Here is a 19,426-nt window from a genome sequence, read left to right on the forward strand (position 1 = left end):
GTGTGACCGTGCCTGGCCCCACCGCGTGCGGCGGGGCCGGTGGTTCGGCTCGTCGTCAGCGCGTGGCGAGGAGCTGCAGGCTGTCGATCACGCGGTTCGAGAAGCCCCACTCGTTGTCGTACCAGGCGACGACCTTGACGTGACGTCCCTCGACGCGGGTGAGGGCCGAGTCGAAGATCGACGAGTGCGGGTTGCCCACGATGTCGGCGGAGACCAGCGGGTCGTCCGAGTACTCGAGGACACCGGCCAGCGGGCCCTCGGCGGCGGCGCGGTAGGCCTCCAGGACCTCCTCGCGGGTCACGTCGCGGGCGACGGTCGTGTTGAGCTCGACGATGGAGCCCACCGGGACCGGCACGCGGATCGAGTCGCCGGACAGCTTGCCGTCCAGGTTCGGCAGCACGAGGCCGATGGCCTTCGCGGCGCCCGTCGAGGTCGGCACGATGTTGACGCCGGCGGCGCGGGCGCGGCGCGGGTCGCGGTGCGGGCCGTCCTGCAGGTTCTGCTCCTGCGTGTAGGCGTGAACCGTCGTCATGAAGCCGTGCTCGATGCCGGCGAGGTCGTCGAGGACCTTCGCGAGGGGCGCGAGGGCGTTCGTCGTGCAGGAGGCGTTCGAGACGATCGTGTGCAGATCGGCGTCGTACGCGTCGGTGTTCACGCCGTAGGCGAGGGTGACGTCGGCGCCGTCCGCGGGCGCGCTGACGAGCACCTTCTTGGCGCCGGCGTCGAGGTGCGCGCGGGCGGCCTTGGCCGAGGTGAAGCGGCCGGTGGACTCCAGGACGATGTCGACGCCGAGTTCGGCCCACGGCAGCTGCGCCGGCTCGCGCTCGGCGAGCACCTTGATGCGGCGGCCGTCGACGACGAGGGTGTCCCCGTCGACGGTGACCGGGCGGCCCAGGCGGCCCGAGGTCGAGTCGAAGGCGAGGAGCCGCGCAAGGGCCGTGGGCTCCGTGAGGTCGTTGATGGCGACGACCTCGAGGTCGCTCTCGCGCTCGAGGAGCGCGCGCAGCACGTTGCGTCCGATGCGGCCGAAACCATTGATGGCGATACGAGTCATGAGCGGTGTCCCTTCCGATTCACCACCCAGGTTCGCGCGGAATGATCGTTCCGACCAGCGGCGTGATCGCCACGGTCCGCAAGTATCGCGCCAAGGGGTCGACGGGCGGGCTACTCCCCCTGCGCGAAGGTGCGCCGGTACTCGGTCGGGGTGGTGCCCAGGATGCGCTGGAAGTGCAGGCGGAGGTTGGCGCCGGTGCCCAGGCCGACGTCGGCGGCGATCTGCTCGACGCCCCGCTCGGACCGTTCGAGCAGTTCACGGGCCATGTCGATGCGGGCGCGCATGACCCACTGCATCGGCGTGTAGCCGGTGTCCTCGACGAAGCGGCGGGAGAACGTGCGCGGCGACACCGCCGCGTTCCGGGCGAGTATCTCCAGGGTGAGGGGCTCGCCGAGCCGGTGCAGCGCCCATTCGCGGGTGGCGGCGAACCGCTCGCCGAGCGGCTCCGGCACGCTGCGCGGCACGTACTGCGCCTGGCCGCCGCTGCGGTACGGGGCGGCCACGAGCCGCCGGGCGGCGTGGTTCGAGGCGCCCACGCCGAGGTCCCCGCGCAGGATGTGGAGGCACAGGTCGATGCCGGAGGCCGCGCCGGCGGAGGTGAGCATGCTGCCCTCGTCGACGAAGAGGACGTTCTCGTCGACGTGGATCAGTGGCCGCTTGGTCGCGAGCGCCCGCGCGTAGTGCCAGTGCGTCGTGGCCCGTTTGCCGTCGAGGAGGCCGGTGGCGGCGAGGGCGAAGGCGCCCGTCGAGATGGCGGCGAGCCGCGCCCCGCGCGCGTGGGCGGCGATCAGCGCGTCGACGACGGCCTGCGGCGGGTCCTCGCGGTCCGGGTGGCGGTAGCCGGGGACGAAGACGATGTCGGCCCACGCGAGCGCTTCCAGACCGTGGGCGACCTGGTACGCCAGCCCGTCGCCACCGGCCACGACGCCGGGCTCCGCGCCGCAGACCCGTACCTCGTACGGCATGCTCGCCCGGGTCGTGAACACCTGCGCGGGGATTCCGACGTCGAGGGGTTTCGCGCCTTCGAGCACGAGGACGGCGACGCGGTGGAGACGTGAGGCAGACACGTCCACGAGGGTACGCGTACGGGTGTCCTCGCTGGTCAGCGGCGACCGCGGACGCCCCCGACCGCCGGATCGCGGCGCCCGGGAACCGGAACCCTGGAGCCGGAGACCTGGATCCGGAGTCCTGGATCCGGAGACCGGCGTCGTGGTCCCGGTCGGGCCGCGGCCGGGACGGAACTGTGCCGTCCGGAACTCGTCGCCCGTGTCGGGAACCGCCCGCGCGCGACGGCACTCATGATCGTTGGGCACGGGGGTCGCGTGCGACAGCGACGCGGCCCCCGCCCCTGCGGCCCACCCCCGCCCAGTGCCGCGTCGAACGTTCCGGAAGAAGTCGAGGAATCAGCGTGCCCCTTTCGTCACATCGCCGTCTGGCCGTGAGCATCACCCTGGTCGCCGCCCTCGCGGCGGGTGTCGTCCCCGCCACGAGCGCGTTCGCCGCTCCCCCCTCCCCCACCGCGGCGGCCACGCCCGCGGTTCCCGCCCCGGACATGGAGGGCGTGACCGCCGCCCTCCAGTCGGCCATGGCCAACGGCGCGCCGGGGGCGATGGCCCGCTTCACCGGCCCGCACGGGGTCGAGAGCCGGACCGTCGGCGTCCAGGACCGGACGTCGGGGGCGCCGATGGACATCCACGCGCGCTTCCGGATCGGAAGCGTCAGCAAGACGTTCTCCACGGTCGTGCTCCTGCAGTTGGTGGAGGAGGGCCGGCTGGAACTCGACGCGCCCGTCAACCGGTACCTGCCCGGGCTGCTCCCCGACGACCGCATCACGGTCCGGCACCTCCTCACCCACCGCAGCGGGCTCGCCGACTACACCAACGCGATGTTCGCCGACACCGTGCCCGGCTTCGAGGCCGTGCGGAACCGGGTGTTCAGCTACCAGGAGCTCGTGGACCTCTCCCTCAGCGAGCCCCGCACCACCGAGCCCGGCGTGGCGTACAAGTACTCCAACGCGAACTTCGTGGTCGTCGGCATGCTCATCGAGAAGCTCACGGGCCGGCCGGTGTCCGACGCGTACGAGCGCCGCATCTTCAAGCCGCTGAAGCTGCGCGGGACCTCGTACGTCCACCCCGACACGCGCATCAAGGGCCTGCACGTGCGGGGTTACCTGCACCCGGACGCGGCCGGCGACCCGCTCGTGGACTCCACGGAACAGACCGTGTCCTGGGCGCAGTCCGCCGGGGCCGTCATCTCCAGCCCCGCCGACCTGAACACCTTCACCAGCGCGCTCATGCGCGGCAGGCTGCTGTCCCCGGCGATGCTGAGGGAGATGACGACGGTCACGCCGACGGACGCCACCAACACCCGGTTCTACGGTCTCGGCCTGCGCCGTTACGACCTGTCCTGCGGCACCCAGGTGTTCGGCCACACGGGCACCGTGCAGGGCTTCTACACGTACGCCTTCTCGACCGGCGACGGGCGGCGCAGCCTGTCGGCCGTGGCGAACACCTCGAACCACGGTGCCGCCAACACGGCCCTCGGCGGAACGCTGGAGGCGGCCTTCTGCGGAAAGAAGCCGACGGTGGCGCCGTCCTCGCGGGCCGCCTCCTCGCCGGCCGCCCGCGACTTCTCGTCGCTGCCGGCGGAGCGGGACCTGCCGGAGCGCCACTGACGGCCCTCCGGCGAGGCGCCGGTGATCACGCCTGGCACCCGGTGAGGTCGATGGCGTAGGTCCGCGGCGGGACGCCGAGGACCGGGTGGCCCGCCTCCCGCTCCGGCGCCGTGCCGAGCTTGCGCATGACGTTCGCGGAGGCCCGGTCGCCGGCGTGGACGAGGGCGGCGACCCGGTCGGGACCGCGGTCCTGGAGGGCGGACTCCAGGACCGCGGGGGCGCCCTCGGACCGGCTCCGGGTCAGCGGTAGTAGCCCTCGACCACGGCCCGTACCTCGTCGAGCAGGGCGGGGCCGTCCTGCGGTACGGGCGGGCGGCCGCCGGCCGGGCGGATGTCGAGGAGCTGCTCGTTGGAGAGGGCGTACACGACGCGGCGGAGGCCCGCCTGCCGGATGACCGCCTCGCACATGCCGCACGGCTGGCAGCTGGTGTACATGGTGGTCTTGGCCGCCGTGGCCGGGTCCAGCTCCCGGGCCGCCCACCGGGCGAGCTTCAGTTCGGGGTGCGCGGTGATGTCCCGGTCCGTGAGGGTGGTGTTGCGCTCCTCGGCCAGGACCGTGCCGTCCGGGGCCGCGAGGAGCGACCCGAACGGGGGATCGCCGCCTTCCCTCGCCTCGACGGCGAGGGCGATGGCGCGGCGGAGGAGGGCGTGGTCGCCGGCTGTCGTCATGAGGGTTCCGTTCTGACGTGGTGTCGGAAGAGGTGGGGCGGATCCGGACGGTCGTGCCGACGATCTTCTCAGCGCCCGGTGCGCGCGGGAAGGCCGAAGGGTCGGGAGGGGGGCGGAACGGGGGCCGCTGTCGCTCGTGCACGCGGTCACGGCGGGGGCACCCCTCTGGGGCATGCCCCGTGTGCCCGCTCCTCCGCCGGGAGTCACGAGGTGTCGGATAGCGTCGGGGCAACCGGACCGGCACCGCCGGACGCCATCCGAAAGGACACACACCATGCCCCTCGAAGGCGAGTACGAGCCCAGCACGACGAAGTGGGTGCGCGACCAGGTCGAGCTGTACGAATCGTCCGGCGGCACCGAGGGCACGACGATGCGCGGCCTGCCCGTCGTCCTGGTCACGAACCTCGGCGCCCGGAGCGGCAAGCTCCGCAAGACCCCGCTCATGAGGGTCGAGCACGAGGGCGCGTACGCGCTCGTCGCCTCCAACGGCGGGGCGGTCAAGCACCCCGTCTGGTACCACAACCTGGTGGCCACGCCCCTGGTCGAACTGCGCGACGGCACGCACGTGTGGGACATGAAGACGCGCCTGGTCACCGGCGAGGAGCGGCAGGCGTGGTGGGATCGGGCCGTCGCCGCGTTCCCCGACTACGCCGACTACCAGCGCAGGACCGACCGGGAGATCCCCCTCTTCATCGCGGAGCCGGTCGTCCAGGACGTGTAGCCTCCGTCGGCCCGGTCTCCGCGGCCGTCGCAGGGTCCGGGGCGGGCCCCTTCCGCGTGCGGGTCAGCCCCACGCCGACGAGGACGACCGTCATGCCCGTCAGGATCCGGGCGGTCAACGGCTCGCCGAGCACCAGCGCGCCCAGGGTGACGGACACGACCGGCAGCAGGTAGCCGACGGTGGCGGCGCTGGTGGGTCCCTCCTCGGCGATCATGCGGTAGTTGAGGTGGAAGGTGAGTCCGGTGGCGAGGACGCCGAGGACGAGGACCGCGAGCAGTCCCGTCACGGTCACGGTCGCCCGGCCGCCGGTCGCCAGGGCTGGTGTGCTGAGGGCGGTGGCCGTGAGGAGCTGCGCCGCGGAGAGGGCCAGGGGCGCGGTGCCCCGGTCGGCGAGTCGGCGGGCCATGTACGCGAAGGCCGCCGCGTAGCTCATGGAGGCGCCGAGCAGTGCGAGCGCTCCCCGGGTCATCAGGCCGGAGCCCGTGCTCCAGGGCGCGAAGATCAGCAGGACCCCGGCGAAGCCGAGGGCGAGTCCGCAGAGCCGGGCGGGGTGCAGGGGGCGTTCGGTGCCGAGGCCGAGGCCGATGAGGAGGGACCACAGCGGGGTGGTGGCGTTCAGGACGCCGGCCACTCCGCTGTCGACGGTCTGCTCGCCGACGGAGAAGAGGAGGAACGGCAGCGCGTTGCAGAGGAGGGCGGCGACCACGAGGCGCCCCCAGGTGCCGCGGTCTCTCGGCAGCCGCTGTCCGGCACCGTACGCGAGCGCCAGGAGGACCGCCGCGCCGAGGAGGCACCGCACGAAGGTGATCCATCCCGGGGTGAGTCCCTCGTCGAGGGAGATCTTGATCCAGAGGAAGCCGGAGCCCCAGAGCAGGGCCAGGACGCCCATGCGCATCGCCGAAGTCATGCCTTCCACGGTCCCGGCCGTCGGCCTACAGGACAAGCGAAGGATCGTGTAGTCACCGTTAAGCTCTCCTGCATGCTCGATGTGAGACGCATGCAGGTGCTCGGGGCCGTGGTCGCCAGCGGTTCGATCACGGCCGCCGCCGGACACCTCGGCTACACCCCCTCCGCCGTGAGCCAGCAGATCGCCGTCCTGGAGAAGGAGGCCGGCATCGCGCTGCTCGAACGTTTCGGCCGGGGCGTGCGGCCGACCGCCGCCGGCCGGCTGCTCACCGAGCACGCCGCCGTCATCGGACGTCAGGTCGCCGAGGCGGAGACGGCGCTCGCCGATCTCCGGGCGGGCCGCACGGGGCGGATCGTCGTCCGCTACTTCGCCACGGCGGGCGCCGACCTGGTCGCCCCCGCCCTGGCCCGCTTCCGCGCGGAACACCCGGGCGTACGGGTGGAGCTGAGGATCTCCGACGGCGCGCCCGACGAGGAGGCGGACCTCACCCTCCTCGTGCGGCCCCGGGGCGCCGGGCCGGAGGCGTCCGGCGACGGCCTCCGGCTCGTCCCCCTGGCGGACGACCCGTACCGCGCGGTCCTGCCCAGAGGACACCGGCTGGCCGGCCGCCGCGGCACCGTCGACCTGGCGGACCTGGCCGCCGAACCGTGGGTCGGCAGTGAGCGGCCGGGTCCCTGCCTCGACGCGGTCCTCGACGCGTGCGCGGCCGCCGGGTTCAGCCCGGACATCGCGGTGGAGTGCGAGGAGTACGCGGCCGCGCAGGGTTTCGTCGCGGCCGGTCTCGGCATCAGTCTGATCCCCCTGATGGGCCTCGGCAGCCGCCGTCCGAGCGTGGTGGTCCGCAAGGTCCGCGGCCCCGAGCCGGTCCGCTCGATCCACGCGGCGGTACGGGAGTCCTCTCTGGCGCTGCCCGCCGTGCGGGACCTCCTGACGGCGCTTCAGGAGGTCCGGGTGGGCGGGGTCACGTCGTAGGGGCCGTCACGGCGAGAGGACCGCCAGGAGGTGGGAGACCTCGCGGGCGACGGCCGCGCGGGCTGGCGCCAGGTACGTGCGGGGGTCGACCGTCGTGGGGTGTTCGGCGAGGTGCGCGCGGACGGCCTCGGTGAAGGCCTTGTTCAGATGGGTGGAGACGTTCACCTTGGTCATGCCCGCCGCGATCGCCGCGGTGAGGTGCGGGTCCGAGACGCCCGAGGAGCCGTGCAGGACGAGCGGGGTGTCGACGGCCGCACGCAAGCGGGCGATCAGGTCGAGGTCGAGGACGGCGTCCCGGGTCACCATCTGGTGGACGCTGCCGACCGCGACCGCGAGGGCGTCGACGCCGGTGGCGGCGACGAAGGCACGCGCCTCCTCGGGGTCCGTGCGTACGCCCGGGGTGTGGGCGCCGCCCTTGCCGCCGACCTCGCCGAGTTCGGCCTCGACCCAGACGCCGTGGCGGTGGCAGTACTCCACGACCTCGCGGGTCGCGGCGACGTTCTCCGCGTACGGGAGCCTGGAGGCGTCGAACATGACCGAGCCCAGGCCGAGGGCGACGGCCTCGCGGACGAGGTCGGGGTTCTCGGCGTGGTCGAGATGGACGGCGACGGGGGTCTTGGCGGCGCGGGCGACGGCCAGGGAGGCGAGCGCGACCGGTTCCAGGGCTCCGTGGTAGCGAACGGTGTTCTCGCTGATCTGGAGGACGACAGGGCGGTCGGCGACCTCGGCGCCGGCCACGATGGCCTGGGCGTGTTCGAGCTGGAGGACGTTGAACGCCCCCACCCCGGTGCCCGTGGTGCGGGCGCGGCGGACGATCTCGTCGGTGGGCGTCAGCGGCATGGCGTCTCTCCCGGACGGTGGGCGGGGGCGGGGCGGCGGTCAGGCATGGACGTCGGTGAGGACGACGGAACGGGTCAGGTTCCGGGGGGTGTCCGGGTTGAGCCCATGGGCCTCGGCGACGGCGACGGCGAGCCGCTGGGCGCGGACGAGCTCGGCGAGCGGGTCGAGGCCGCTCCCGGCGAGGGTGCCGCCGACCTTGCGCACCTCGTCCGCGAGCCCCGCGGGCAGGGCGCCGAAGCCCCAGGTCACCCGGCCGGGGCCGGTGATGCTGATCGGGCCGTGGCGGTACTCCATGGCCGGGTACGCCTCCGTCCAGGCGCCGGCCGCCTCGCGCATCTTCAGGGCCGCCTCCAGGGCGAGTCCGTACGTCCAGCCGGTGCCGAGGAAGGTGAACTGCTCCGCCGTGCGCACGCTCTCGTCGAGCGGGGAGGCGAGGGCCTGCTCGGCGTCGCGGGCGGCGTCCTCGACGCCGGCGAGTCCCTCCGGCAGGGTGTCCTCGGCCTCCAGGTGCGCGCGGAACAGGGCGAGCACGGTGGTCGCGAAGCGGGTCTGGACGACGGACTCCTCGTCGGCGAAGTCGAGGACGGCCACCTCGTCGGCGAGGTCCATCACCGGGGTCGTGGGGTCGGCCGTGATCGCCCCGGTGGGGACGGTGCCGCGCAGCCGGGACAGGACGGCGAGGACCTCGCTGGTGGTGCCGGAGCGGGTGATGGCCACGACCCGGTCGTAACGGCGGCCGTAGGGGAATTCGGAGGCGGCGAAGGCGTCGGTCTCGCCGTGGCCGCCGGACTCGCGCAGCTCCGCGTAGGCGAGGGCCATGAACCAGGAGGTGCCGCAGCCGATCACCGCGACCCGCTCGCCGCGTCGGGGCAGGGCCGCGACGTGCTGGGGCAGGGTGCGGGCCGCCTGGCGCCAGGTCGCCGGCTGGGAGGCGATCTCCACGGCGGTGCGGGTGGTCGTCATGCCGATCTCCTTGTAAGAAGAGTGCGCGATGTTGGTGGAAGATGTTTGAAGATGACGTCATTCAAGCAGAAAGGTGCATCTGCTTTCCAGGCCCCACGCCCGTCGACGACGAGAATCGGGCCTCATGGGGGCACGACGACGACAGAGGTCGCGCGGGCGCTCGCAGCGCGGTGCGCGAGCGGCCCCGCCACGCCCCCGGGAGCCGCCGCGTCGGCGGAGGCCCGACCCGAGGCCACCTCCGGCCATTGGCCCGACACCCATCCCATTGGTCTGAGGTAGAACCAATCTGTGACGCGGTCTCTCAGGTCTCGCTGGTATTCATCGAGTAATTACCGCACGGCTGTATACCTTTAAGCTCTCCTCCCCCATCATGTCTCCGACGTGCCGCTGGGGCACACCGTGACAGGAGGGGCGAGGCATGATTCCCATCAGCCGCAGGGGGTTCGTCGGGATCGGCGCGGGGCTCATGGCGGGGGCCGCGCTCCCGCCGGTCCGGGCGTCCGCCGCCGCGAGCACCGCGACCGGCACCCTCGCCGACGTCCGGCACGTGGTGGTCCTCATGCAGGAGAACCGCAGTTTCGACCACTACTTCGGCACCCTGAAGGGCGTACGGGGCTTCGGCGACCGCGCCGCCGGCAACCTGCCCGGCGGCTGGGGCATGTTCAACCAGCCCAACTGGGGCGGCCGCCAGTACCCCTGGAAGCTCAGCGCCACACCGCCGGCCGGCGGTGTCGACGGCGAGACCCTCGCCCAGTGCAACGGCGACCTGCCGCACAGCTGGACCTCGCAGCACGCCGCCTGGAACAAGGGACGCCTCGACAACTGGGTCACGGGCGTGGGCAACACCCGGACGCTCGGTCACCTCGACCGCGGGGACATCCCGTTCCACTACGCGCTCGCCGACCACTACACGATCTGCGACGCGTACTTCTGCTCGACGCTGAGCGCCACGGGCCCCAACCGCACGTTCCTGTGGAGCGGGAAGATCGACGGCTCCAGCAAGGACGGCGGCGACGAGTCGGGCCTCACCTGGGAGACGTACGCCGAGGCGCTCCAGCGCGCCGGCGTGAGCTGGAAGGTCTACCAGAACGCCCAGGACAACTACGGCGACAACGGCCTCGCGTACTTCAAGAAGTTCACCGACGCACGGCCCGGGGACCCCCTGTACGACCGGGGCATGGGCTCGGTCCCGAAGGTGACCGGCTCGACGCCGGACGACATCGCCGCGGCGATCCGCGCCGACGTCGTCGCGGGGACCCTGCCGCAGGTCTCGTGGGTGGTCGCGAACGAGGCCTTCTCCGAGCACCCCTACGCCCCTCCGGGCGACGGCGCCCACTTCGTCGACCTCGTCTACCGGGCGCTCGCCGCGAACCCCGAGGTGTTCGACTCCACGGTGCTCTTCCTCAACTACGACGAGAACGACGGCTTCTTCGACCACGTGCCGCCGCCGGTCGCCCCTCCGGGCACCGCGGGCGAGTACCTCGACGGCGTGCCGATCGGCCTGGGCTTCCGCGTCCCGATGATCGTCATGTCCCCGTGGACCCGGGGCGGTTGGGTGAGCTCCGAGGTCTTCGACCACACGTCGGTCCTGCGCTTCATGGAGAGCTGGACGACGGCCCTCGGCACCCCGGCCGCCTGCCCCCACATCAGCGCCTGGCGACGCAAGGTCACCGGCGACCTGACCGGGGTCTTCGACTTCGCCAACCCGGTGTACGGAGTGCCCGCCGGCCTTCCGTCCACGGCGAAGGTGATCGGGCAGGCCACCTGCGGCCCGCTGCCGAACCCGGCACCGCAGAACAACGCGCTGCCCGTCCAGGAGTCCGGTACCCGGCCGGCGCGCGCCCTGCCCTACCAGGTGAACGGCAACCTCGACCGCTTCGAGTTCGGCGCCGCGGGCAAGATCCTCGCCTGGTTCTCCATGACCAACCAGGGCGCGGAGGCCAAGCGCTCGGCGCACTTCTCGATCCATCCGCACCAGTACCGGGACACCGCCGCCTGGCAGTACACCGTCGACCCCGGCGGCACGGCCACCGACTACTTCAACATCGGCCTCGGCTCGGGCTCGGGGAAGTACGACATCTCGATGATGGGCCCGAACCGTTTCCTGCGCCGCTTCGTCGGGGACGCCTCCAAGGCGGGCAAGGCCGTCGAGGTGGCGGCCCGGTTCGCGCCCGAGGCGGGGACGGGCAGGACGGCCCTGTGGTTCAGGATGACGAACACCTCGGCCGGTCCCGTCACCTTCACGATCCGCTCGAACGCCTACCGCTCGGACGGGCCGTGGACCTACACGGTGCCGGCGAACTCCAGCCGCGAGGACTTCTTCAACGCGGTGGCGTACAACGGCGGCTGGTACGACTTCACGATCCTCGCCGACATCGACGGAAGCTGGTCGCGCCGGTACACCGGCCACATCGAGACCGGGGCCCCGAGCGTCAGCGGCTGATCCCCCTCCCCGCGTGCCGGGCGGCGGCCTCCCGGTCGCCGCCCGGCACCGGGGCGGCGTGGCGTCAGCGGCCGGCGTGCGCGGCGCGCCGGGCCGTGGCGTCGAGGAGCGCCACGGCGTCGGCCCCGGTGCGGCCGGGGGCCCGGTTCCACGGCCCGATCAGACCCTGCCAGCCGCGCGACCGCAGTTCGGTCATGATCCAGGCGGCCGCCTCGTTCATGGTGTCGGCGCTGCCGTAGCCGAGCCGGTGGGCGGCGAGGAGAGCCCCACAGACGCACCGGGCGCCCCGCACGTCACGCAGCTTGTACGGGGCGTTCTGCCAGCCCCACTCCGTCAGCACCAGGCGCGCGTAGCCGAGGTGGACCGAGGGCCGGAGCTCGGCCTGGCCGATGCGGCGCCAGGTGTGCAGCCGGTCCGGCAGCACGGCTCCGAGCCGCCCCGGGAGACGGCGCTCGGCGGGGAGCGCCGGGGGCAGGGCGGCCAGGGCGTCGGCCACGAGCCGGTCCACCGGCACGCTGAGCAGCGCCCGCCAGCCCTCCTCCGCCGACGGCGGCTCCTGGGGGGCGTTCCAGTCCGTGACGATCCGCTGCCAGGTGACGCTCTCGAAGAGGGCGGCCGCCTCGCGGTCGAGGGCGTCGGGGCTGAGCAGGGAAGCGGAGGGCGGCATAGGGGTGTCTCCTGAGTCGACTCCCTCCATCTTTCAAGATGGAATGTCTGTTTTGCGACTTTTACACCCCCAAGAGAGTTGCCCACCTCACACCACCCCACCCCCCTCTTCACGAACACCCCATCGAGTGAATTACCACCTCATTTACCCATGAATGGAATTACATACTAAATCGGACATTGCGCTTTGAGTGACACGACTCACTCGCGCGGTCCGACCACCCGGCGACGCCCTCCCCCAGCCCGTACCGGACAAGGAAGTTCGAGGCCTCCCGGACGGCATCGATCTTGAATTGCCCGAATTTCGTGATCCATTTCCGGATACACGGGGTCCCCTCCCCTTGTTATCCGTCGCATTACTGGCCTACGGTCACCTCCATTCGAGCGGAACGCCCAATCCTGCCGCCGCTCGGTAAACCTCCCTTTTCACCCGACGGCAGGAGCGGGGGACCCACGAATACGCCGGTCCGGAATCCGGAACGGCTCGGGGTGAAGCCGCGTGCGCGCGGCCGGACATCTCCCGTCCGAACCCGACAGCTCACCCCGCAGGCGCCGGAGAGGAAACCGTCATGCCTGCTCACGGTAAGCACCGCCGCCCCCGCCGCGGCCCCGTCTCCCGCGGCCTCGCCCTGGTCGGCACGGGTGGCGCCGCACTCGCCCTGCCGCTCGTCGCCCCGGCCGTCGCCGACGCCGCGCCCGTGTCCGGTGCCCCGGAGACCGCCGCCCAGTCCCTCGCCGCTCCCGCCGCGCAGGCCGCCGCCAAGGCTCCCGCCGCCCCTGCCGCCGCGCGCACGTACACCGTCGTGAGTGGTGACTCGCTTTCCCTGATCGCCCACAAGAAGGGAATTCAGGGGGGCTGGAAGAGCCTTTACCGTGCCAATAAGAGCGTCGTGGGTGACGACCCGTCACTCATTCACCCCGGTCTCGAACTGACGATCCGTCGGGATTCCGCCAAGGCCACTCCCCCGCAGGCGAAGGCGAAGAAGTCCGCCACGACCGAACGGGCGAGCCGCTCCGAGCGCCGGCCGGCCGCTCCCGCCGTCGCCACCGGTACGGGCGCCTCCGCCGCGCAGGCCGTCCCGGCCGTCGCCCCCGCCCCCGCCGCCGGCCAGGCCGCCCCCGTGGCCGCCACGAACTACGCCGACAACCTCGACGGCTGGATCCGGGAGTCCCTGGCCATCATGGGCCAGCACGGCATCCCCGGCTCCTACGACGGGATCTACCGCAACGTCATGCGCGAGTCGTCCGGGAACCCCCGGGCCATCAACCTCTGGGACTCCAACGCGGTCGCCGGCACCCCCTCCAAGGGCCTGCTCCAGGTCATCGAGCCGACCTTCCTCGCCTATCACGTGCCCGGCACCTCCATGGACCTGTTCGACCCGGTCGCCAACATCACCGCCGCCTGCAACTACGCGGCCGACCGCTACGGCTCCATCGACAACGTCAACTCGGCGTACTGATCCCCTGACGCCGGAAGTGCTCGGCGAACCAGGAGGTGGCGAGGTCCGCCACCTCCTCCAGGGCGCCCGGCTCCTCGAAGAGGTGGCCGGCGCCCCCCACCACGGCGAGCCGGTTCTCGCAGCGCAGCAGTGCCAGGGCCCGCCTGTTGAGGTCCAGGACCATCGCGTCCGCGCCGCCCACCACCAGGAGCGTCGGAGCGCGCACCCGGGCCAGGTGCTCGGCCGCGAGGTCCGGCCGGCCGCCCCGCGAGACGACGGCGCTCACGGGTGACGCGGGGTCGGCGGCCGCCCACAGCGCGGCGGCCGCGCCCGTGCTCGCGCCGAAGTACCCGAGCGGGAGTCCCGTGCTCTCGGGCCTCCCGGCCAGCCACTCCGTGGCCCCGGCGAGCCGCCCGGCGAGGAGCGGGGTGTCGAAGACACGCTCCCGGTCCCCCGCCTCCTCCTCGGTCAGCAGGTCGAAGAGGAGGGTCCCGAGGCCCGCCCGGTTGAGCCCCCCGGCGACCGCCCGGTTCCTGGGGCTGTGGCGGCTGCTGCCGCTGCCGTGGGCGAACAGGACGATGCCGCCGGCGCCCTCGGGGACCACGAGCCGTCCGTCGAGGGTGACGCCGGAGACCGGGATCCGCACGTCCGTGCCCTGCGCGACGGGGTCCCGCCCGGCTCCGCTCCGGTCCAGACAGGCGATGACCTCGGCGTCCGGGGTCTGCGAGAAGTCCTGGTAGAACTGCCCGATCGCGAAGAAGAGGTCCGGCGTGTGCACGCTGACGGCCTCGTCGGCATCGTCGCCGACGCGGGTCGTCCAGCCCCGTGGCGCCACCGGGACGGCGAGGACGATCCGGGCGGCGCCCCGGGCCCGCACCACCCGGCAGGCCGCCAGCGCCGTGGCCCCCGTCGCCAGCCCGTCGTCGACCACGACGACCGTCCGCCCTTCGAGGGGCAGGGAGGACCGGCCGCCCCGGTAGCGGCGGGCGCGCTGGTCGAGCTCGGCGTGCTCACGCTCCTCCACCGCGGCGAGGTCGTGGTCGCCCACACGGGTCTCGCGGAGCACCCGCTCGTTGAGCACCCGCACGCCTCCCTCCCCGATCGCCCCCATCGCGAGCTCCGGCTGGTGCGGCACACCGAGCTTCCGTACGAGACAGATGTCGAGCGGCGCGTCGAGGGCGTCGGCGACCTCAGCCGCCACCGGCACACCGCCCCGCGGAAGCCCGAGGACCACGACGTCATGGCCCTTGAGGTGGTCGAGCCGGGCGGCGAGCTGCCGCCCGGCGTCGGTGCGATCGCTGAAGAACATGGTCCGCCGCCCTTCCGCTGGTGCGCGGCTCGGGCGCGGGGAGGAACGGAATGCCCCGTCCCCTGCCCGTCCCTCCAGGGTAGACGCGTCACCCCCGTCGACGGGGCACCCCGGACGGCGGCCCCGCGCGGACGGCGATCGCCACCCGGCGAGCGGGCCCACCCGGCGAGCGGACCGGTGCCGGCTCGGCGGACCGGTGACCGGCGGGGCCCCGGCGCGGTCAGCGGGACTGCAGGGCGTCGAGGGCCACGGTCTGGGCTATGGCGAGCCGTCGGTCGAGCTCCGGGTCGGCTATGTCGAGCACGTACCGGTCCCGGATGCCGAAGAGCTTGTCGACCGACATGACGGGCCGCCCGTCCTCGGCGAAGTCGAAGTGGTAGGGCACGACGAACGGGACGAAGTCCACGAGGGGCAGGAAATCCCAGGCCCGCCGCAGCAGCGCCACCGTCTGGTTCCGCTCCTGTCCGGTGGCCTCCCCCACCTCGCCGTCCCGGCTCAGGTGCCAGGTGCTCCGCAGCAAGGACGCGCCGAAGTCCTTCCGGAAACCGCCCAGTCGGGTGCCGGAGGCACCGACCACGTCGTACGTCGCGCCGAGGTCGATGACCTGACGGGCCTTGAAGGTGAAGAGGACCTGGCGCTGGGACTCGTCGGTGTAGAAGGTGACGTGCTCCTTGAGCGCCATCCTCTTCTGGTGGGCGAAGGCGACGAGTTCGCCCTCCTCGCCGTCCGGTCCGACGGTGTGCACCAGGTAGCGGTTGGCCATGGGCGTCACCTTCTGCCGTACGAGGAAGCGGTGCTGCGACTGTGCGAGGCCCATCGGTCGTGCTCCTGCCGGTCGTGGACGGTCCCTGGAAGACCGCCCCCTGAGGTCGTGAGCACGATGATCCGTTGCCGAGGGGCCTCGCCGCTGTCCTCGAAAGTCGTCGACTCCGTCGACCTTCGGATGAGGCGGAGGACGAGACCGGAAACCGGGACCGGAAGCCGAGGTCGAGGACCTCAGGCGCCGAGGAAGGCCTCGATGGCCTCGGCGAGGGCCTGCGGTGTCTCCTCGGGGGCGTAGTGACCGGCGTCCTTGAGGACTTCGAGGCGGGCGTTGGGGTACCAGCGCAGCCAGGTGGCCTCCATCGCCTCGGACCCGAGCGCGGGGTCGTGGGCGCCGACGACGAGCAGGACCGGCGTGGGGTTGTCGCGGACCCGCTCGTGGAAGTCGGTGCGGGACCAGGAGTCCAGATAGGCGCGGAAGGCCGTCGCGGAGGACCGCGTGACGGAACGGTCGACGAGCGCGCCCAGCCACGCGTCGTCGTAGCGTCCGCCGGTGGTGTTGTCGATGATCGCGCGCCGGTTGGCCGGCTCGTCGGCGGCTCCGGCGAAGAGCTCCCAGGTCTCCCCGTCGAGCGGGAAGCCGGCGGCGGAGACCGGAGAGACACCGATGATCGAGCTGATCCGGTCGGGGGCGTCGAGCAGCATCAGCTGGGCCGCCTTGCCGCCCATCGAGTGGCCGATGACGGAGAAGGAGTCCCAGCCGAGGTCGTCGGCGACGGCGAGGGCGTCGGCCGCCACCTCCTCCATGGTGTACGCGCCCGCGTGGTCGAGGGCGTCGCCGTAGCCCCGGCAGTCGACGAAGGCGTACGTGCCGAGGCCGCCGTCCAGATGGGCCCGCAGCGGGGCGAAGCTGGTGCGGTCGCCGAACCAGTTGTGCAGCACGAGGGCCCTCCCGGGGCCCTCGCCGTGTACGTCGTACGGAAGAACCTGCCCCGTCATCGTGCCCCCTGCTCGCGAGGTCGTGCGCCGCGCGCCGACGGCGGCGGTCGACGACCGAGTGTGACGGCACGGACGCGTGGGGTCAACACCATCGGGCGGGGCGCGCGGGAGCGTGCCGGATCGGGAGCGGGGAGACACCTCGGGGCTCCGGGACCGGGAGGCGCCTCGCCCGGGCGGGGGCAGGGAGGGGCCTCGCCCGGACAGGGGCAGGAAGGCACCTCGCCGGTGCCGGGACCAGAAGGCGCCTCGACGGATCCGGGACCGGGAGGCGCCTCCCCCGGTCCCGGGCAGCGCAGGCACCTCGACTGGTCCGGGCCCGGTCACCGGCGCGCCCCATGACCAGGACCGGGGTGCTTTCGCGTCCGTCCGGGAACGGGGGGATCCTGGCTGTGTGACCTCGCACGGCGCGTCCGGCCCCGGCCCGGCGGGCGGCACCGGGAGTCCGTCCGGGAACGGAGCCGACAACGGGCCTGCTTCCCGCGCGCTCACATGGGCCCTCTCGGAGGCGGTCCTCGCGGCGGTGGAGGGAGTCGGCGGTTACGCGGGCGGGGTGTACCTGCGCTCGGGGACCCCGGGGCTGCTGCGCCTCGCGGTCCTGGCGGGACTGCCGGGGCCGCTGTTCCGGCCGTGGTGGCGCATGCACGCGAACCGGCCGTTCCCCGTCGCGGAGGTGCACCGCTCGGGCCAGTCCGTCCACCTGGCCGACGTCGAGGAGGCCATGCGGCGCTTCCCTCAGCTGGTGGCGAGCCTGCCGTTCCCGTTCGCCTCGCTGTACGCGCCGGTGGTCGCGGGCCGCGAGCGCTTCGGCGTGCTCGTGGCGCTGCGGCCGCCGAGCCCGGGGGAGCCGGTGGACGGGCGGGACCGAAGCCGGATGACCGGGGACGCGCTCCGCCTCGGTGAGGCCCTGGCCGATCTGGCCCGGCGGGGGACGAAGGTCGAGTGGCCCGGGGATCCGGTGTGCGTGCAGCTGCCCACCGGTTCGGGCCCGCCGGTCCGGTTCGGCTCCTTCTCCTGGGACCTGGACACGGGCACGGTCACCTTGGACGAGGGGCTCCTCGCCCTCCTCGGAACGGATGTCTCCTCGCCCTGCTCGATCGAGGTGCTGACGTCCCTCCTCGACCCCGAGGACGGGTACGCGCTGTGGGCGGCGGCCCGGCATGCGACGGGGACGGACGGACGGCCCTCGGTCCGCAGACTCCGGCTGAGGGGGCCGGACGGCGGACTCCACCTCCTCGAGGTGTCCGCGCGTGCGCGGCGGGCCGCGCCGGGGGCGGAAGCCACAGGCGGTCGGCTCGAAGGGACGCTCGTGGACCTCGGTACGGGGCTGGTCGGCTCGGACGCCACGGACCGGCTGCCGCGGGCCATCCTGGCCATCGACCGGCTCGGCCGCGTCACCTACCTCAACGAGCAGACGGAGCGCCTGCTGGGCCGGCCGCGCGGGGTTCTGGCGGGACGGCCGCTGTGGGAGGCTCTGCCCTGGTTCGGCCACCCCTTCCACGAGGAGCAGTTGCGCGCCGCCCTGCTCTCCGGTGAACCGGTGCGTTTCCTGGCCCGTCCGGAGCGGGGCCGGTGGCTGTCGGTGTCGCTCCACCCGGGCCGGGACGGGGTGACGATGGTGCTGGTCCCGGAGGAGGATCCGGCGCCCCTCCCGCCGGCGGCGGGCAGGCGCCGGACGGACGACGTCCTGTCGGCTCCGGGCGACCGGGCGGCGGCGCTGTACCGGCCGGTGGCCCTGGCGATCGCGCTCTCCGAGGCGGTGACGGCGCGCCAGGTGTCGGCGGTGGTGACGGAGGAGCTGCTGCCGGCCTTCGGCGGACGGCAGTTGGCGATCTACCTGCTGAGCGACCGGCGGCTCTATCTGGCCTGGGAGACGGGTTTCCCGCCCGGTTTCCTCGAACCCTTCGACGGCGTGGCCCTGGACTCCCACGTGCCGGGGGTGGAGACCCTGACGACCGGCAGGCCGCTCTTCTTCGAGTCCATGGAGCAGCTGGGGCGGGCCTATCCGGATCTCCCGATGGACGCGCACTCGGGCGCGCGGGCCTTCCTTCCCCTGATCGCCTCGGGCCGGCCGGTGGGCTCCTGCATCCTCGGCTTCGACTCGCCGCGCGGCTTCAGCCCGGAGGAACGGACCGTCCTCACGGCACTCGCGGGGCTGATCGCGCAGGCCCTGGAGCGGGCGCAGCGGTACGACACCGAGTCGGCGGTCGCGCGGGGGCTGCAGGACGCGTTGCTCCCGCACCGGCTGCCGGTGCGGGAGGGGGTGGAGACGGTGGGCCGTTATCTGCCGGGCACCCAGGGCATGGACGTGGGCGGCGACTGGTACGACGTGATCGAGACCGGGCAGGGGCAGCTGGCCCTGGTGATCGGCGACGTGCAGGGGCACGGCGTGGCGGCCGCGGCCACCATGGGGCAGCTGCGCAGCGCCGTCCGGGCGTTCGCCCTGGGGGGACATCGGCCGCAGGACGTGATGCGCGGCACCAACCGGCTCCTGATCGACCTGGACCCGGGGCAGTTCGCGAGCTGCTGCTACGTGCTGTACGACCCGGAGACGGGCGACGCGCGGGCGGTGCGGGCGGGGCACCCGCAGCCGTTGTTGCGCATGCCCGACGGTACGACGCGGCAGGTGGAGCTGGCGGGCGGGATGGTCCTCGGGGTCGACGGCCGTGCGTCGTATCCGGTGACGCGGCTGCGGCTGGCTCCGGGTGCCGTCCTCGCACTGTTCACGGACGGTCTGGTGGAGCGGCCGGGTCAGGACATCGACGAGGGGATCGGGCGGCTGAGCCGTGCCTTCGCCGCGACGGGTTCGCTGCCGCTCGCGGAGACGGCCGACCGGCTGATCCGGGAGGCCAGGGCCGCCACGTCCCGCCCGGACGACATCGCGCTGCTGCTCGCGGCACGGTGGACGGACGGCGGCTGAGCCGATCGCGCGGCCGTCACCCGGTCGGGCCCGTGGCGCTGGTCGGGGACCGTGCGGCCGGGGAGGCTGGGGGTGCCGTGCCGATCAGGCC

General features: G+C 73.1%; 16 protein-coding genes and 1 riboswitch. Of the genes, 6 read left to right on the forward strand and 10 right to left on the reverse strand.

What is annotated here, in order from left to right; genetic code table 11:
• Positions 1 to 55: 55 nt before the first annotated feature.
• Together gap and ACFYUZ_RS27205 are read right to left on the reverse strand one after the other, a co-directional pair.
• Positions 56 to 1,054, reverse strand: a complete 999-nt coding sequence (gene gap, locus ACFYUZ_RS27200; protein ID WP_389313470.1) for a type I glyceraldehyde-3-phosphate dehydrogenase — start codon at positions 1,052 to 1,054, stop codon at positions 56 to 58.
• Positions 1,055 to 1,164: 110 nt separating this feature from the next.
• The gene (locus ACFYUZ_RS27205) at positions 1,165 to 2,121 is read right to left on the reverse strand and encodes a GlxA family transcriptional regulator (RefSeq protein ID WP_389313472.1); all 957 of its coding nucleotides are present in this window, start codon (positions 2,119 to 2,121) and stop codon (positions 1,165 to 1,167) included.
• Positions 2,122 to 2,462: 341 nt separating this feature from the next.
• On the opposite strand from ACFYUZ_RS27205, the gene ACFYUZ_RS27210 reads away from it, so the two are divergent.
• Complete coding sequence (locus ACFYUZ_RS27210) at positions 2,463 to 3,728, forward strand: serine hydrolase domain-containing protein (RefSeq protein WP_389313473.1); 1,266 nt, start codon at positions 2,463 to 2,465, stop codon at positions 3,726 to 3,728.
• 240 nt (positions 3,729 to 3,968) lie between these two features.
• Here ACFYUZ_RS27210 and ACFYUZ_RS27215 read toward each other — a convergent pair whose 3' ends face one another.
• On the reverse strand, positions 3,969 to 4,397 hold the full coding sequence (locus tag ACFYUZ_RS27215; protein ID WP_389313475.1) for a nucleoside deaminase: 429 nt from the start codon (positions 4,395 to 4,397) through the stop codon (positions 3,969 to 3,971).
• A gap of 274 nt (positions 4,398 to 4,671) precedes the next feature.
• Here ACFYUZ_RS27215 and ACFYUZ_RS27220 point away from each other — a divergent pair, with 274 nt between their 5' ends.
• On the forward strand, positions 4,672 to 5,118 hold the full coding sequence (locus ACFYUZ_RS27220; RefSeq protein ID WP_389313477.1) for a nitroreductase family deazaflavin-dependent oxidoreductase: 447 nt from the start codon (positions 4,672 to 4,674) through the stop codon (positions 5,116 to 5,118).
• Here ACFYUZ_RS27220 and ACFYUZ_RS27225 read toward each other — a convergent pair.
• Positions 5,087 to 6,025, reverse strand: a complete 939-nt coding sequence (locus ACFYUZ_RS27225; protein WP_389313479.1) for a DMT family transporter — start codon at positions 6,023 to 6,025, stop codon at positions 5,087 to 5,089. The two genes, ACFYUZ_RS27220 and ACFYUZ_RS27225, sit on opposite strands and share 32 nt — an antisense overlap.
• Before the next feature lie 72 nt (positions 6,026 to 6,097).
• Between ACFYUZ_RS27225 and ACFYUZ_RS27230 the strand changes: the two genes are divergently transcribed.
• A complete protein-coding gene (locus tag ACFYUZ_RS27230; RefSeq protein WP_389313481.1) occupies positions 6,098 to 6,997 on the forward strand; it encodes a LysR substrate-binding domain-containing protein in 900 nt (299 codons plus the stop codon).
• Between the two features lie 6 nt (positions 6,998 to 7,003).
• On the opposite strand, the gene ACFYUZ_RS27235 is transcribed toward ACFYUZ_RS27230, so the two are convergent.
• Together ACFYUZ_RS27235 and ACFYUZ_RS27240 are read right to left on the reverse strand one after the other, a co-directional pair.
• Entirely contained in the window at positions 7,004 to 7,837 is an 834-nt protein-coding gene (locus ACFYUZ_RS27235) for a ketose-bisphosphate aldolase (RefSeq protein ID WP_389313482.1), read from the reverse strand.
• Between the two features lie 39 nt (positions 7,838 to 7,876).
• The gene (locus tag ACFYUZ_RS27240) at positions 7,877 to 8,800 is read right to left on the reverse strand and encodes an SIS domain-containing protein (RefSeq protein WP_389313484.1); all 924 of its coding nucleotides are present in this window, start codon (positions 8,798 to 8,800) and stop codon (positions 7,877 to 7,879) included.
• 418 nt (positions 8,801 to 9,218) lie between these two features.
• Between ACFYUZ_RS27240 and ACFYUZ_RS27245 the strand changes: the two genes are divergently transcribed.
• Positions 9,219 to 11,243, forward strand: coding sequence for a phosphocholine-specific phospholipase C (locus tag ACFYUZ_RS27245; protein WP_389313486.1), 2,025 nt, complete (start codon positions 9,219 to 9,221; stop codon positions 11,241 to 11,243).
• A gap of 64 nt (positions 11,244 to 11,307) precedes the next feature.
• Here ACFYUZ_RS27245 and ACFYUZ_RS27250 read toward each other — a convergent pair whose 3' ends face one another.
• On the reverse strand, positions 11,308 to 11,910 hold the full coding sequence (locus ACFYUZ_RS27250) for a hypothetical protein (protein WP_389313488.1): 603 nt from the start codon (positions 11,908 to 11,910) through the stop codon (positions 11,308 to 11,310).
• 379 nt (positions 11,911 to 12,289) lie between these two features.
• Positions 12,290 to 12,474: riboswitch (cyclic di-AMP (ydaO/yuaA leader) on the forward strand.
• A gap of 4 nt (positions 12,475 to 12,478) precedes the next feature.
• On the opposite strand from ACFYUZ_RS27250, the gene ACFYUZ_RS27255 reads away from it, so the two are divergent.
• Complete coding sequence (locus ACFYUZ_RS27255; protein ID WP_389313490.1) at positions 12,479 to 13,369, forward strand: transglycosylase SLT domain-containing protein; 891 nt, start codon at positions 12,479 to 12,481, stop codon at positions 13,367 to 13,369.
• On the opposite strand, the gene ACFYUZ_RS27260 is transcribed toward ACFYUZ_RS27255, so the two are convergent.
• The 3 genes from ACFYUZ_RS27260 to ACFYUZ_RS27270 form a co-directional block, all read right to left on the reverse strand.
• Positions 13,353 to 14,657, reverse strand: a complete 1,305-nt coding sequence (locus ACFYUZ_RS27260) for a phosphoribosyltransferase family protein (RefSeq protein ID WP_389313492.1) — start codon at positions 14,655 to 14,657, stop codon at positions 13,353 to 13,355. The two genes, ACFYUZ_RS27255 and ACFYUZ_RS27260, sit on opposite strands and share 17 nt — an antisense overlap.
• A gap of 220 nt (positions 14,658 to 14,877) precedes the next feature.
• On the reverse strand, positions 14,878 to 15,474 hold the full coding sequence (locus ACFYUZ_RS27265) for a hypothetical protein (protein WP_389313494.1): 597 nt from the start codon (positions 15,472 to 15,474) through the stop codon (positions 14,878 to 14,880).
• A 179-nt stretch (positions 15,475 to 15,653) separates the two neighbouring features.
• A complete protein-coding gene (locus tag ACFYUZ_RS27270) occupies positions 15,654 to 16,418 on the reverse strand; it encodes an alpha/beta fold hydrolase (protein WP_389313496.1) in 765 nt (254 codons plus the stop codon).
• 391 nt (positions 16,419 to 16,809) lie between these two features.
• Here ACFYUZ_RS27270 and ACFYUZ_RS27275 point away from each other — a divergent pair, with 391 nt between their 5' ends.
• A complete protein-coding gene (locus tag ACFYUZ_RS27275) occupies positions 16,810 to 19,335 on the forward strand; it encodes a SpoIIE family protein phosphatase (RefSeq protein ID WP_389313498.1) in 2,526 nt (841 codons plus the stop codon).
• Positions 19,336 to 19,426 lie beyond the last annotated feature (91 nt).

The sequence above is a fragment of the Streptomyces sp. NPDC004266 genome, assembly GCF_042874095.1.
Classification (GTDB): Bacteria; Actinomycetota; Actinomycetes; order Streptomycetales; family Streptomycetaceae; genus Streptomyces.